This window comes from Rhodococcus sp. MurmanLake-1 (assembly GCF_056945715.1).
The window spans coordinates 1,091,514-1,106,003 of sequence record NZ_JBWZNF010000001.1; the positions used below are offsets into that span (position 1 = coordinate 1,091,514).

12 protein-coding genes are annotated in these 14,490 nt (G+C 62.6%); 7 read left to right on the top strand and 5 right to left on the bottom strand.

Features of this window, described 5'->3' with window-relative positions; translation table 11 throughout:
* Window positions 1-3: 3 nt before the first annotated feature.
* Genes AC2ETI_RS05035 through AC2ETI_RS05045 form a run of 3 tightly spaced genes read left to right on the top strand, consistent with a single transcriptional unit; the run spans window position 4 to window position 4,842 of the window.
* Entirely contained in the window at window positions 4-1,317 is a 1,314-nt protein-coding gene (locus AC2ETI_RS05035; RefSeq protein WP_483633670.1) for an 8-oxoguanine deaminase, read from the top strand.
* Between the two features lie 7 nt (window positions 1,318-1,324).
* Window positions 1,325-2,134, top strand: coding sequence for an FAD binding domain-containing protein (locus AC2ETI_RS05040; RefSeq protein WP_060938629.1), 810 nt, complete (start codon window positions 1,325-1,327; stop codon window positions 2,132-2,134).
* On the top strand, window positions 2,131-4,842 hold the full coding sequence (locus tag AC2ETI_RS05045) for a molybdopterin-dependent oxidoreductase (protein WP_113683019.1): 2,712 nt from the start codon (window positions 2,131-2,133) through the stop codon (window positions 4,840-4,842). Before AC2ETI_RS05040 ends, AC2ETI_RS05045 begins: the two co-directional genes overlap by 4 nt.
* Here the strand turns inward: AC2ETI_RS05045 and lat are convergent.
* The gene (gene lat, locus AC2ETI_RS05050) at window positions 4,839-6,167 is read right to left on the bottom strand and encodes an L-lysine 6-transaminase (RefSeq protein WP_070796163.1); all 1,329 of its coding nucleotides are present in this window, start codon (window positions 6,165-6,167) and stop codon (window positions 4,839-4,841) included. The two genes, AC2ETI_RS05045 and lat, sit on opposite strands and share 4 nt — an antisense overlap.
* Window positions 6,168-6,233: 66 nt before the next feature.
* The gene (locus tag AC2ETI_RS05055; RefSeq protein ID WP_019747732.1) at window positions 6,234-6,698 is read right to left on the bottom strand and encodes an Lrp/AsnC family transcriptional regulator; all 465 of its coding nucleotides are present in this window, start codon (window positions 6,696-6,698) and stop codon (window positions 6,234-6,236) included.
* Between the two features lie 30 nt (window positions 6,699-6,728).
* Between AC2ETI_RS05055 and hglS the strand changes: the two genes are divergently transcribed.
* Together hglS and amaB are read left to right on the top strand one after the other, a co-directional pair.
* The gene (hglS, locus tag AC2ETI_RS05060) at window positions 6,729-8,045 is read left to right on the top strand and encodes a 2-oxoadipate dioxygenase/decarboxylase (RefSeq protein ID WP_042951383.1); all 1,317 of its coding nucleotides are present in this window, start codon (window positions 6,729-6,731) and stop codon (window positions 8,043-8,045) included.
* A complete protein-coding gene (gene amaB, locus AC2ETI_RS05065; protein ID WP_021343689.1) occupies window positions 8,042-9,547 on the top strand; it encodes an L-piperidine-6-carboxylate dehydrogenase in 1,506 nt (501 codons plus the stop codon). The genes hglS and amaB overlap by 4 nt, the downstream gene beginning before the upstream one ends.
* On the opposite strand, the gene AC2ETI_RS05070 is transcribed toward amaB, so the two are convergent.
* From AC2ETI_RS05070 to AC2ETI_RS05080, 3 genes are read right to left on the bottom strand one after another with little or no spacing between them, the layout of a single operon-like run.
* Complete coding sequence (locus tag AC2ETI_RS05070) at window positions 9,498-10,283, bottom strand: alpha/beta fold hydrolase (RefSeq protein WP_113683021.1); 786 nt, start codon at window positions 10,281-10,283, stop codon at window positions 9,498-9,500. The two genes, amaB and AC2ETI_RS05070, sit on opposite strands and share 50 nt — an antisense overlap.
* A complete protein-coding gene (locus AC2ETI_RS05075) occupies window positions 10,280-11,344 on the bottom strand; it encodes an isopenicillin N synthase family dioxygenase (RefSeq protein ID WP_070796160.1) in 1,065 nt (354 codons plus the stop codon). The genes AC2ETI_RS05070 and AC2ETI_RS05075 overlap by 4 nt, the downstream gene beginning before the upstream one ends.
* A complete protein-coding gene (locus AC2ETI_RS05080; protein WP_029255021.1) occupies window positions 11,325-12,716 on the bottom strand; it encodes a uracil-xanthine permease family protein in 1,392 nt (463 codons plus the stop codon). Before AC2ETI_RS05080 ends, AC2ETI_RS05075 begins: the two co-directional genes overlap by 20 nt.
* Window positions 12,717-12,850: 134 nt before the next feature.
* Between AC2ETI_RS05080 and AC2ETI_RS05085 the strand changes: the two genes are divergently transcribed.
* Window positions 12,851-13,414: a helix-turn-helix domain-containing protein gene (locus tag AC2ETI_RS05085; protein ID WP_003940980.1), complete on the top strand. Its 564-nt coding sequence runs from the start codon at window positions 12,851-12,853 to the stop codon at window positions 13,412-13,414.
* A gap of 57 nt (window positions 13,415-13,471) precedes the next feature.
* On the top strand, window positions 13,472-14,476 hold the full coding sequence (locus AC2ETI_RS05090) for an acyl-CoA dehydrogenase family protein (protein ID WP_019747726.1): 1,005 nt from the start codon (window positions 13,472-13,474) through the stop codon (window positions 14,474-14,476).
* Window positions 14,477-14,490: the final 14 nt, after the last annotated feature.

A 14,490-nucleotide genomic window follows, 5' to 3' on the forward strand; every position in this document is an offset into this window, starting at 1 on the left:
ACGATGGACAGCGAGCTTTCCGAGCACCCCGACGGCTACGTCGTGATCTCGGGCAACAAGATTGTCGACGTGGGGGCCGGAAAGGCTCCCGTGTACCCCAATGCGCACGTGATCGACGGCAACGGTTGCCTGATCACGCCCGGTCTGGTGAACACACATCATCATCTCTACCAATGGATCACCCGTGGCCTGGCAGCAGACTCGACGCTCTTCGAGTGGCTGACCACGCTGTACCCCGTCTGGGCGGGTATCGACGCCGACGCCGTTCACGTGGCGGCCACCGGCGGACTCACCTGGTTGGCAAAAACCGGATGTACGACCACCACCGACCACCACTACGTCGTTCCCCGCGACGCCGGCGACGTTTTCGAAGCCGAGATCACCGCCGCTGCGCAGGTTGGCCTTCGATTCCACCCGTGTCGTGGGTCGATGGACCTCGGTCAGAGTTCCGGCGGCCTGCCACCGGATCACGTCGTGGAAAAACTCGACGACATCCTGACCGGCACGCAGTCGGTGATCGACCGCTGGCACGATCCGAATGCGGGGTCGATGCTGCAGATCGCGGTAGCTCCCTGCTCACCCTTCTCGGTGACGGAGTCACTGCTCCAAGAGTCCGCGACGCTGGCCCGCGAAAACGGCGTGCGAATGCACACGCATCTCGCCGAGACCCTGGACGAGGAAAGCTTCTGCCGAGAGCTTTTCGGTTGCACGCCGGTCGAATACATGGAACGCGTCGGTTGGGTGGGTCCGGACGTCTGGTACGCACACGCAGTCCATCTCGACGACGCCGGTATCGAGACGATGGCGCGAACCGGAACTGCCGCGGCACACTGTCCGACCTCCAATGCGCGACTGGGGGCCGGTATCGCCCGTGCCGCCGATCTGGTGAAGGGCGGGGTCACCGTGGGGCTCGGTGTGGACGGCGCGGCGAGCAACGAAGCATGCAGTCTGATCGAGGAGTCTCGTCATGCGCTTCTGTTTGCTCGCGCCAAGGGCGGACCGCAGACGATGACGGTGCGAAAAGCCTTGGAATTGGGAACGATCGGCGGCGCACGAGTTCTGGGCCGCGAGGGCGAAATCGGATCGATCGAGGTCGGAAAACTTGCCGACCTGGCGGTGTGGAAACTCGACACCGTCGCGCACGCCGGCATCACCGATCCGGTGGCGGCGCTCGTACTCGGCTCGACGCCCCCGCTGAAGTTACTACTCGTCAACGGGCAAATCGTAGTTGCCGACGGACGAGTCACCACCGTCGACGAGGACGTCGTGGCCTCGGATGTCGCACGCGCACACCGCGACCTACTCGGAAAGGCTTGAGGCAGCGATGGATCTGCACAGCGTCGACGAAGTTCTGGTGCCGCGGACCCGCTCCGAGCTCCCCTGTGCCTCACCCGGTATCGGGTTCATCGGCGGCGGCACCTGGCTGTACTCGGAACCGCAGCCGCACCTGACCACTCTTGTCGACCTTGCGGGCTTCGACTGGAAAGCTGTCGTGGTCGGCGATCTCGGTCTCGAAATCGCGGCCACCTGCACCATCGAGGAACTGTGCCGCGCCGGTCTTCCCACCTCATGGTCCGCCGCAGCGCTGTTCCAACACTGCGCTGACGCACTGCTCGCATCGTGGAAGGTGTTGCGATACGCGACCGTCGGCGGCAACATCGCGCTCTCCTTCCCGGCCGGAGCGATGACGACTCTGTGCACCGCTCTCGATGCCGAACTGACGATCTGGCGTCCGGACGGTACCGAATACTCAGTCCCCGTAGTCGATTTCGTCATCGACGATTCTCGCAACGTGCTCGGCCCCGGCGAGATCATCCGCAGTATCCGGATTCCCGTGCATGCACTGACCGCACGTACCGCGATGCGAAAACTGGCACAGACGTCACTCGGGCGATCGGCCGTAGCCGTTGCCGGACGCTGCGGTGCCGACGGTTTCACACTGGCGATCACCGCCGCGACCCGCCGTCCGTACGCTCTGAAATTCGACGAACTCCCCGACGCCGCTGCACTTGCGGATGCGTTGCACAGCAGGATTCCGGAAGACGCTTACTTCACCGATGTCCATGGAACTGCGCCGTGGCGGAAGGCGATGACTGACCTTCTCGCCGAAGAAATCCGAGGTGAACTGGAATGAAGTACTCGGTGGACGGAGTTCCCCGCGACGACCAGCCCCGCCCCGGACAGTGCCTGCGAACCTTCCTCCGCGAGCACGGAGCGAACTCCGTCAAGAAGGGGTGCGATGCCGGAGACTGCGGCGCCTGCTCGGTTCTGGTCGACGGACACCCCACCCATTCGTGCATATTTCCCGCCCACCGCCTCGGCGGCCGCGACGTCGTCACCGCCGCCGGCCTCGGAACACCGGAGAAACTTCACCCCATTCAACAGGCATTCGTGGACGCCGGTGGATTCCAATGTGGTTTCTGTACAGCGGGAATGGTAGTCACCGCATCAGCGCTGTCGGTCGAACAAAAATCCGATCTCGCGTGCTCGATGAAAGGTAACCTGTGCCGTTGCACCGGTTATCGGTCCATTCGTGACGCCCTCGCGGGTACATCCAATACCGAGACCGCCAAAACAGGCGGGGCACAAGGGCGTTCCATCGCAGCCCCGGCGTCCGCACGCATCGTCACGGGGACCGAGCAGTACACCATGGACTTCTCCCCGGGTGAGAAGCCGATCGGCCTGCTTCACGTCGCAGTACTCGGCAGTCCGCACGCACACGCACACATAACCCGGATAGACACGGCAGCAGCGGAAGCGGCGCCGGGCGTCGCCGCGGTCCTCACCTTTCAGGACAGTCCGGACGTGCTGTTCTCGACCGCCCGGCACGAGGACCGCAACGACGATCCGGACGACACGCGGGTGTTCGACAGGACCGTCCGTTTCCGCGGCCAGCGAGTCGCCGCGGTCATCGCCGAAACCCCGACGCAGGCGGAACGTGCACTCTCGCTGATCGAAGTCGACTACGAGGTACTCGACGCGGTATTCGAACCAGATCTGGCGCGTTCCCCCGGCGCTCCGCTTCTGCACGGCGACAAAGACGAGAGCTCGCGGATCGCAGAAGTCCCTCGCAACGTGGTTGCCGCGCTTCACGATGGTGTCGGCGATCTGGACCGTGCGCTTGCGGATGCCACTGCAGTCGTCGAAGGTACGTGGAAAACTGCGCGAGTCCAGCACGTGGCCTTGGAAACTCACGGCGCAGTGGGGTGGCTCGACGAGGACGGCCGTCTCGTCATCAGAAGCAGCACACAGGTGCCGTTTCTGGTTCGGGACGAATTGGCGCACATCTTCGATCTCGATCGCAGCCGAATCCGGGTGTTCGCCAAGCGGGTCGGTGGAGGCTTCGGCGGGAAGCAGGAACTACTCACCGAAGATCTGGTCGCACTCGCCGTCCTGCGAACGGGTAGGCCCGTTGCTTACGAGTTCAGCCGCAGCGATCAGTTCACCATCGCACCGTCACGGCACCCGATGCGAGTTTCGGTTCGCGCCGGCGCCGATGCCGACGGAACTCTCACTGCACTGGCCATCGACGTCCTTTCCGACGCCGGGGCGTACGGGAACCATTCGATCGGAGTCATGTTCCACGGTTGCGCCGAATCCATGGCGGTCTATCGCGCTGCAACCAAACGCGTCGACGCCGAAGCGGTCTACACGAACAACGTTCCGTCCGGCGCCTTCCGTGGTTACGGGCTCGGCCAGATCATCTTCGCCGTCGAGGCGGCCATGGATCAGCTCGCTGATCGTCTCGGCATGGACCCCTTCGAGTTTCGGCGGCGAAACGTCGTCGTACCCGGAGACGATTTTGTCGACTGGCACGTCGAGGACGGTGATCTCGAATTCGGCAGCTACGGACTGGACCAGTGCATCGACCTCGTCGACAGTGCACTGTCGAGCGGACGCGGCGAGGCTGCACCGGCAGGGTCGCGTTGGCAGATCGGCCGGGGCATGGCAATTGCCATGATCGCGACGATCCCGCCGCGTGGTCACTTCTCCGACACCACCGTCGCACTCGAGGCAGACGGTCGGTACGTCGTGAACATCGGGACCGCTGAGTTCGGCAACGGAACCACCACGATTCACCAACAGATCGCGGCCACCGAATTGCGGACGACAGTCGATCGCATCACGATTGTTCAATCCGACACCGATGCAGGCGGATACGACACCGGAGCATTCGGGTCGACGGGAACGGTGGTCGCCGGCAAGGCGCTCCTGATCGCCTGCGAGCGCCTTCGCGAGCGGATACTGACCCGTGCAGTGCGATTGAGTGGCCGCGGCGCGCAGATCGACGATCTTTCGCCGGACGGGGTCGAAACGTCCCACGGTTGCCTCGATTTCGCGACGCTACTCGAAGGTGGCCCGCTCGCCGCTGACGGTCGCCACGACGGAACACCGCGCTCGGTCTCGTTCAACGTTCACGGTTTTCGCGTTGCCGTCGACACGGATACCGGCCGGGTGAAGATCCTGCAGTCGGTTCAGGCCGCCGATGCCGGCACCGTCATGAACCCGGCACAACTGCGAGGGCAGGTGGAAGGCGGTGTCGGACAGGCCCTCGGCGCTGCACTGTCGGAGGAAATCGTCATCGAAGAAGGTCGAGTGATCAATCCTCAGCTACGCAATTACCACGTTCCACAGATCGGAGATTTGCCGATCACCGAAGTACTGTTTGCCGACACGTACGACAAACTCGGGCCTTTCGGCGCAAAATCGATGAGTGAGGCCCCCTTCAATCCGGTAGCACCGGCGTTGGCAAACGCGATAGCCAACGCGTGTGGAGTGCGTATGTACTCCACACCGATGACACCGGATCGAGTGTGGAGCGAACTCCAGGCCAGAGCCTAGACTTCGCGCTCGAGCACTCGCTCGACTGCGTCGACCGCGTCGTCCAACTCACCGGTGGTCACCGTCAGCGCGGGACGGAATCTGATTCCTCTCTTCCCGGTTGGCAGTATCATCACTTGCTCGTCTTCTCGCAGTCGCTGGACGACGCGATCACGAAGGTCACTGTCCGCCAACGTAATCGCGCACATCAGACCACGACCGCGCGGCTCGGTCGCCGCCGCGTAGCGCCCGCAGACTTCGGTCAACCGGGCAAGGAGATGCGCACCCGTGAATCGCGCGCGGTCGATCAGCCGGTCCTGCTCGATGACTTCGAGTATCCGCCGGGCGCGCACCATGTCGGTGAGGTTGCCACCCCACGTCGAATTGATCCGGGAACTGACGTGAAACACATTGTCGCGCACTTCATCCACTCGACCGCCGGCCATGATGCCGCAGACCTGCGTTTTCTTACCGAAGGCAACCACATCCGGATGCAATCCCAATTGCTGATAGGCCCAAGCGGTTCCGGTGATTCCGCATCCCGTTTGCACCTCGTCGAGAATGAAGAGGGCGTCATTCTCACGACACAGCTCTTGCATCGCCTGCAGGAATTCCGGCCTGAGGTGATGGTCACCGCCTTCGCCTTGGATCGGCTCGGCGATGAAACAGGCTATATCGTCGGGGTTGTCGGAAAACGCTCGGCGCGCTTGGTCGAGAGCTTTCCTCTCCGCAGCTTCGACATCGCGACCGTCTGCGAGATACGGCGAGTCGATCCGTGGCCAGTCGAACTTGGGGAATCTCGCGACCTTGCCCGGTTCGGTATTGGTGAGCGACATCGTGTATCCGCTCCGACCGTGGAAGGCCTCGGTCAAATGCAGGACCTTCGTCCCCAGATCGCTTGACAATCCACGGCTTTCGTTCAACCGACTCTTCCAGTCGAAGGCAACCTTGAGCGCATTTTCCACCGCAAGTGCCCCGCCGTCCACGAAGAACAAGTGTGGGAGCGCCGAATCCCCCAGGACCCGAGCGAAAGCCGCAACGAAGCGCGCCATAGGCTCGGTGTAGATGTCGGAATTACTCGGCTTGTTGGAAGCGACAACGGCCAATTCCTGCTGGAATTCCTCGTCGTCGGCGATCGCCGGGTGATTCATCCCCAGGGCGGAAGAGCCGAAGAAACCGAACATGTCCAGAAACTCGGTGCCGTCTCGCAGGTCGCGGAGATACGAACCTTGCGACCTTTGCACATCGAGAATCAGATCGAATCCGTCGACGAGAATGCTGGCCTTCAGCACCTCGTAGACCGGAAAGAGCGCACTGTCACCGAAGTCTCGCATCGCAGTACTCATACTGCGAAGATTATGTCAATTTTACGAAAGTGTCGATAGGAAGCCGTAAAAGTTACGGAACACCCGTCATTCGTCGTAAAAAGTTTGTAGGATGATGGTGCTTCGCGTGTTGACGTTGGCTGCCGTACGGATCTCCTGCAGCAATCGTTCCAACGCGCGAGGTGACGCCACCCGGACCAGGAGGACGTAGCTTTCGCTCCCGGCCACGGAGTGACACGAGACGACGGCCGGTAGATGACGCAAGCGAGCAGGCGCATCGTCGGGCTGCGAAGGATCGAGAGGAGTGATCGCGACAAATGCGGACAGATTATGACCGAGTGCCTCCGGATCGATCTTCGCCGAGTAGCCACGGATCACCTTGCGAGACTCCAATCGACGCACTCTCGACTGGACTGCAGAGATCGAGAGTCCGGCCTTCTCAGCAAGACTCGCGAGAGTGGCACGGCCGTCCAAGACCAATTCACGCATCAAAAGTCGATCGGTTTCGTCGACCGGAACCCCGGCAGCGTCACTGGTTTCTGTTTCTCGCACCTGCGCAGGCTAACGCAATCGGACATTCGTATGGTTGAAACCTGGGAGCTACGTGCACGGTTCGCAGCGGCCCTCGCCAAGATGTATGGGGACGAGGTCCCCGCTTACAACACCTTGGTAGATGTAACGATGCAGGTGAACCGTGATTTTGCCGCCGAGCATCCGGATTCGGCGGAGCGCCTGGGCAGCCTGGCGAGAGTCAGCGCCGAGCGTCACGGCGCCATCAGACTGGGGACTCTCGACGAACTACGTGACGTAGCCACCGTCTTCGGCGGATTCGGTATGTTTCCGGTCGGCTACTACGACCTCCGGCTCACCGACTCCCCCATTCCCGTTGTCTCGACGGCCTTTCGCCCCACCGACCCTGCCCAACTCGCCCGGAACCCGTTCCGTGTTTTCACTTCGGTACTGACCGGCTCCGATTCCAGGTTCTTCGACACCGACCTCGAGCGTCGGATCACCGGGTTCCTGCGTCGCCGCACCCTGTTCTCTCCAGAACTTCTGCAGTGGGCACGGCAAGCGAACCGCGAGTGCGGCCTACCGGAGCCCGAGGCGACACAATTCGTCGAAGCGGCGACCTCGGCGTTTCGGCTCGGCACCGATCCCATCGACGCCGGTTGGTATCGCGAACTTGCCGCGATCTCACCTGTCGCCGCAGACATCGCCGGCCAGAGCTCGACACATGTCAACCACCTCACCCCGCGAGTGCTCGACATCGACGAGTTGTACCGCCGAATGACCGAGCGCGGCATCACCATGATCGACCGCATCCAAGGCCCGCCGAGATGGAATGGACCGCCACTGCTTCTGCGGCAGACGTCGTTTCGCGCACTCGCCGAAGACAGACGTTTTCGCCGGCCGGACGGATCGGTCACCACAGAACCTGTCCGCGTCAGATTCGGCGAGGTCGAGGCACGCGGAATCGCGTTGACCCGCAGCGGGCGTGCAATCTACGACCGACTGATCGCAAGGCCCGCGGACGCCGACTGGGACAGCGAATTTCCGCACACCGAGGACGGACTCGACGACGCGGGGTTGGCGTACTTCACGTACCGAAACGAAGGAACTGTTGTCGTCCGCGACCCGATCGTCTACGAGGACTTCCTACCGGCATCCGCGGCCGGGATCTTCGCGTCCAATCTCGATTCCGTGACCGGATTCGTTTCCGATGCGCCCGGCGCCGAATACGGGCAGGATCGATTGGAGGGCGCCATCGACCGCACCATCGAAGATCCGTTCGAGCTGTACCGCGCACAACAAGAGGCATCACGTGCCCTGCTTTCTCCCGCCAACAACCACTCCCGCCTACAAACACTCCCGCCTTCAAACACAGAGGACTCCCCGTGAACCTGCCTGATCCTTCGAGCCTCGCCGATCGCGCCGAGAGAGCCCTCGCTGCCTGCGGTGTCGAGTGGCCCGCCGGTGATCTGAGCGCACACACGCCGATCACCGGCACACAGCTGCGTACGGTCCGGCAGCACTCCGGCCGAGAGGTCGACGACGCCGTCGAGGCGGCTCATCGAGCGTTCCTCACCTGGCGCACCGTCCCCGCTCCGGCGCGCGGCGCGGTCGTGCGGCGGCTGGGCAGCCTACTTACCGAGCACAAGGAGGATCTCGCGGAGATCGTGACGCTGGAGGCAGGCAAGGTCACCTCGGAAGCTCTCGGCGAGGTACAGGAGATGATCGACATCTGTGAGTTCGCGGTCGGTCTCTCCAGGCAGCTCTACGGGCGCACCATGCCGTCCGAACGTCCCGGCCACCGGTTGTCGGAAACGTGGCACCCGCTCGGCGTTGTCGGGGTCATCTCTGCGTTCAACTTTCCGGTAGCGGTGTGGTCGTGGAATACCGCCATTGCTCTGGTCTGCGGCGACTCCGTCGTCTGGAAGCCTTCGGAAACCACTCCGTTGACCGCTCTGGCATGTCATGCGCTCCTGCGGCGTGCGCTCGCGGATTGTGAAGCACCGATCGACGTGCACCAGTTGGTCGTCGGCGGACGTGACGTCGGTGAGGCGCTGGTGGACAACCCACTCGTGGCCTTGGTCAGCGCCACGGGTTCCGTGCGGATGGGCCGCGCCGTGGCTCCGCGGGTCGCCGCGCGCTTCGGACGAAGTCTTCTGGAGTTGGGTGGGAACAACGCCGCGGTCGTCACGCCGTCGGCGGATCTCGAGCTTGCCGTGCGCGGAATTGTCTTCTCCGCCGCGGGAACTGCCGGGCAGCGCTGCACCTCACTGCGCCGACTCATCGTTCACGAGTCGATCGCCGACAACGTCGTCGACCGCATTGCGTCCGCGTACGCGCAACTCCAGGTCGGTAGTCCCTTCGATTCCGGTGTTCTGGTCGGACCGCTGATCAACGAAGCCGCGTACGAGGCAATGCAGAAGTCCCTCTCGGCCGCGCGCGGCGACGGCGGAACCGTGGTGTGTGGCGGTGATCGCGTCGGCGAATCCGGGTTCTACGTGACACCTGCTCTCGTTCGCATGCCCGCACAGACCGAGGTGGTACGGGCGGAAACATTTGCACCCATCCTCTATGTCTTGACCTACACCGACTTCGACGACGCTATTGCGCTGCACAACGGTGTACCTCAAGGACTTTCATCCTCGATCTTCACACTCGATCAGCGAGAAGCAGAGCGCTTCCTCGCCGCCGACGGCTCCGATTGCGGCATCGCGAACGTGAACATCGGAACGTCCGGTGCGGAGATCGGCGGCGCATTCGGCGGCGAGAAGGAGACGGGCGGCGGACGCGAATCGGGTTCGGATTCATGGAAGGCCTACATGCGCCGAGCCACCAATACCGTCAACTACTCGGACCAGTTGCCGCTGGCTCAAGGCGTCGAGTTCGGCTGAACGCGTTCTGGGCAAAATCGGCGATCGCTTCGATCAACTCCGGGAGCGCCGACAACTGCGGGGCGTGGTCGGTGTCCAGGCTGACCACCTGGGCACCGGGAACAAGTTTTTGCATGGCACGTTGAGCTTCGATCGGCACGGTTCGATCGAGCGTGCATTCGACATACAAACGCGGGACGGTTCCGAATCGTTCTTCCGTCCAGACGGGTGCCATCAGGCGGGCCGACTCCAGTTGTGGAACGAGCATGCGGGCGGCGAAGATCGCATCAGCCACCGGCGCTTCGTGGAAGAACACAGCGGCACCGGCTTCGGGCGGAACCACCGTCGCATTCCCGTCGTCCACGGGGACCAACCAACGTGAGATCCCGACCGGACTTGCCAGACCGACTTCGATGCAGAGCATCCCGAAGTCCATCTGCGATGGAAGCATCATCCCCGCGACGTAAACAAGACCCGCTACCCGCGAAGGCAGTAACTCAGCCACCTGCGAGGCCACGATGCCTCCGCCGGAGTGACCGACGAGGGTGCACTGCCCGTCCAGGGACTCGACGACTGCCACAACATGTTCGGCAACTACGTCGAGATCGATCACGTCGTCGGGGTTCCAACTTCCCGAGCCTGGAAGCTCCACCACAACGGGATTGAAGCCGGCCGATGTCAGTGGGCCACACACACGATCCCAGACCCAACCGCCGGCCCACGCTCCGTGGATGAGGACGATGTTCCGTGCACTCACTGCTTGATCTCGAGCTCTGCAGCCGAAAGTACCCGAGCCGCCTCACGACCTGCGGCGGCGTTGGACTTTCCCTGCCTCGACCCGGCCAATTTGGCCTTGATGTGATCGCGAACGGTAATGGATTCGTACTCCAAGCCGGAGTCGTCCTGAAAACTCGGCAGAGTCGCAATCACCGCGTCGACGTTTCCGTCGTGGAAGAAGGCCGCCGATCGCCGACGCTTGATGGTGCCGTTCACCACCGGAGGCGCAACTCGGTGCAGCGTGGACATCCACCTGTCGTTGGTCAGTCGCGCGGTGAGATCCCCGAGATTGACCAGTAGCGCGCCGTCGACCGGCCAGACATCGTGCCAGCGTCGGTCGCTCCCGAGTACTTGCAAACCTTCGACCTGATCCGCCCACAGCACGGTGACCAGCCCGAAATCGGTATGTTCGCCCATACCCTTCAACTCACCGTCCAATGTCACCGTCCCTTCGGGTAATGCGTAGTTGTTCATCCGCAGTACGTCGATGGAATGATCGGTGATCGACTCGAAGAATCCTGGGGTCAGACCGAGCGCATCTTCGAAAATGGTGGTCAGTGTGCGTGCCACCCGCTCGCCATGGGCATAGTAATTCTCCACTCGTTCCGTGAAACCTGGCACTGCGGGCCACAGATTGATTCCGTAATCATCCTCCGACAGTTCGAGTTCGGTGAATGATCTGGCTTCGGTTCCGACGTTGAAGGCCTCGAAGAAGTCATTCATCCGAGTCGCGGATTCGACGCCGAGGCTCAAGCTCAGCGACTCGCTCTTGGGCGGGCTGTACCCACGATTCGCGCCCTCGATTCGGTAGCCCGACTTCGTCTCCATCGGCAGTCCGAAGAAGTCGTCCATGGCTTCGGCGAGGCCGGAAGAAACATCGGTCGGAACACCGTGGCCCCGAATCTGGATGAAACCGACAGTCCGACAGGCATGGTCGACTTCGGCGGCCACTCGCGCCTTGTCCTGGTCGGCACCACCGAGCACGTAGGGCGAGATGTCGATGACGGGAACTTCGAAGGGATCAGACTGGGACTGTGACACTGGCGTCTCCTGCAGAGCTGGTGGCGGGTTCAGATTTTGCAGTGGCATGGAGGCTCTCTCGCGATCGCCTCGCGAGTTCACCGAGTCGGGTGTGATTGAACAGCAGATTGAGTGAAAAGGCAGAGGCCGCAGCCAAGGTGATGCCGCTACCGAGGAGGATCTGAGCCGAGGAGGGGAATCGCTCGAACATCCCCTCCGCAAATTCCGGCAGAATACCGATTCCGACGGACACAGCAGCGATCGTGGTGTTGATCGGGTCACTGAGATCGACCTTGCGCAGTGTGTTGATTCCGACCACGGCGACAGTGGAGAACAAGATGATTCCGACGCCGCCGACCACCGGATCAGGCAGGGCTGCAACCACTTCACCCATTCGCGGGATGAGGCCGAGAACGATCAGAATGGCACCGCTGGTAGCGGTCACGTACCGGCTGTACACCCGGGTCGTGGCAACGGCGCCGACATTCTGCGAGAAAACGGTGTCGACAAAGGCATTGAAGATTCCGCCCAGAACTCCCGACATGCCGTCGGCCACCAGCCCGCGTGCGAGATCTGCTTTTTTCAAAGGCTTTCCGGTGATCTCGCTGACCGCCAGCATGCTCGCCGTCGATTCTGCGAAGACGACTGCCATGACGATACTCATCGCCACCACGGCGGTGACGGGAAACTCCGGAGCGCCGAAGTGGAACGGCATCGGGAAGCCCACCCAGGCCGAGCCGCCGACGCCACTCAGATCGATCAGACCCATCGGGATGGCGATCACGGTACCGATCACCAGTGCCATCAGTACACCGAGTTGCGTCCACATCCCGCGACCGAGGCAGATGAACGCCACCGCGACCACAACGACTGCGGCAGCCAGCGCCAGGTTCTTCGGATCGGCGAACGACGGGGAGGTCGGGTCGTTTCCGACGATCAGTCCTCCCGCGACACCGATCAACGAGATGCCGATGACTGTGAGGACGACGCCGGTGACCAGGGGTGGGAAGTATCGGACGATTTTGGCGAACGGAACGGCCAACGCTATGCCGACCACGCCACCGACCAGCATGGACCCGTACACGGCCTGCAGGCCGTACTCCTTGGCGATCAGAATCATGGGCGTCAGCCCGGCGAACGTCGCACCGCAGACGATCGGCAGGCGGACACCGGCAACCTTGCCGACGCCCAGGCTCTGAATGATCGTGATGATGCCTGCAACGAGCAAGTCCGCACTGATCAGCATCGCGACCGTGCTGCGGTCCAGCCCGACTGCGGCACCGAAAACCAGCGGAACCGTGATGCAACCGGTGTACATGATGAGGACGTGCTGAAGAGCAAAAGCAGACTGGCGGGCAATGGGGAGCCGCTGGTCGACTGGATGGATGGCCATGCGCCGATCTCCGTCCGAAGCTGGAAGTGTTTCGTGTACGGGACTATTCAGCACGTCGATAATTTCTTACCGTGGTCGAATTTGTTTCGTCTGTGTAATCAAAACTTTCACCAGAGCACTGCTATCTTCGGCACATGGACGACGACCAGAGAGCGATAGCGACCGCAATCGGGGCAGCCGTGCGGACAGCGAGAAAAGAAGCCGGTTTGACGTTGCGTGAGGTTGCCGTGAAGTCAGGGTTGTCGCAGCCATTCCTGAGCCAAACCGAAAACGGGCACGCAGTACCCAGCGTCATGAACCTTCATCGCCTCGCGCAATCGCTCGGCACCACGGCGCACTCACTCTTGGCACAGGGCGAGCGAACTCCGTCCAGCCTCGTCCGCGCCGGCGAGGGGCGAACCTTCGAACTGGCACACGATTCGGTGATCCGATTCTGCTCGACCGGTTCACGGACCATGGAACCCAACGAGATCACGGCAGCACCTCACTCCGAGGCAGGTGAGCACACCGAGCATGCCGGCGAAGAATTCATTCATGTTCTCGAAGGATCTGTCGAGGTCGAGGTCGGGCTGGACGAGCATCACGTTCTTCATGTCGGCGATACCCTCCTCTACACCTCGACCATCCCGCATCGGTGGTTCAATCGCACCGCTGCAGTTGCGAGATTCCTCATCGTGAGTTCACCGCCGTCCTTCTAGATACGCCACCGCTGCAGTTCCACACCACAACCCCGGCTCGCGGCTTACCCTGACAGCGTGACCAAGTGGCCGGAACTTGCGCGTGAGATCGCCGATACCGTTCTGTTTCCCGTCGCCGACAGCGTCGACGCCGACGGAGAAATCCCCAGCAGCCATTTCGACGCGCTCGCCGCCGACGGCTTCTACGGCATCGCCGCCCTCGGTGAGGGTGGCCCCAGCAGCGAAGAACTGGTCGAGGTCCTCGAAACCTTGTGCGGCGGTTGCCTCGCGACGACGTTCACCTGGATGCAGCATCACGGCGTCGTCGGGGCCCTGGCAGCGAGTACCAATACGTCTCTGCGCGAACAATACTGGGACGGTCTGGTTTCCGGCACGATTCGCGGTGGGGTTGCCTATGCCGGCGCTATCCCCCGCCCACCGCTCCTGTGGGCCAAGCGGGTGAACGACGGCTACGTCCTCGACGGGATCGCACCCTTCGTCACCGGTTGGGGCATCGTCGATGTTCTCTTGGTGTCGGCGCGCGACGAGTTCGACAATTCCATCGTTCATTCCGTCGTACCGGTGGGCGAGGCCCCGGGTCTGACGATCGAGGAGCTTCCACTGATCGCGGCGCGCGGGAGCAACACCGTCCGAATCGTGTTCGACGCTTTCGAAATTCCCGATACCGACGTCTGTGCTGTCGTCAGCGACGAACAGTTCCAGAGCACCCAACTCCCCGGCTTGTGGCTCAACGGCGCGATGGCCATGGGCATCACCCGCCGCGCCGTGACCGAACTCACGGATCTGGGAGTCGACGCCGACGCGTTCGAAGAACAAGCCGCCCGGGCGCGCGCCGATCTCGATGCAGCACTGCGCGGCGGCGGCGACATGTCGGCCGCACGCGCCCGCGCATCGGAACTTGCGATACGAGCATCGGCCGCGCTCGTCACCGCGACCGGAAGCCGCGCCCTCGTCGGCAGCAACACCCCCGAGCGGCTCATGCGAGAAGCCACCTTCACTCTTGTCGCGGCTGGTCGACCGGAGATCAAGACAGCTCTGGTGGAACGACTCAGCGGATACTGAGTCTGCACGGTTGC

Coding starts and splice junctions, on each gene's coding strand:
- AC2ETI_RS05035 (WP_483633670.1), top strand. CDS start 4: ATGGACAGCGAGCTTTCCGAGCACCCCGACGGCTACGTCGTGATCTCG.
- AC2ETI_RS05040 (WP_060938629.1), top strand. CDS start 1,325: ATGGATCTGCACAGCGTCGACGAAGTTCTGGTGCCGCGGACCCGCTCC.
- AC2ETI_RS05045 (WP_113683019.1), top strand. CDS start 2,131: ATGAAGTACTCGGTGGACGGAGTTCCCCGCGACGACCAGCCCCGCCCC.
- lat (WP_070796163.1), bottom strand. CDS start 6,167: ATGAGTACTGCGATGCGAGACTTCGGTGACAGTGCGCTCTTTCCGGTC.
- hglS (WP_042951383.1), top strand. CDS start 6,729: ATGGTTGAAACCTGGGAGCTACGTGCACGGTTCGCAGCGGCCCTCGCC.
- AC2ETI_RS05080 (WP_029255021.1), bottom strand. CDS start 12,716: ATGGCCATCCATCCAGTCGACCAGCGGCTCCCCATTGCCCGCCAGTCT.
- AC2ETI_RS05085 (WP_003940980.1), top strand. CDS start 12,851: ATGGACGACGACCAGAGAGCGATAGCGACCGCAATCGGGGCAGCCGTG.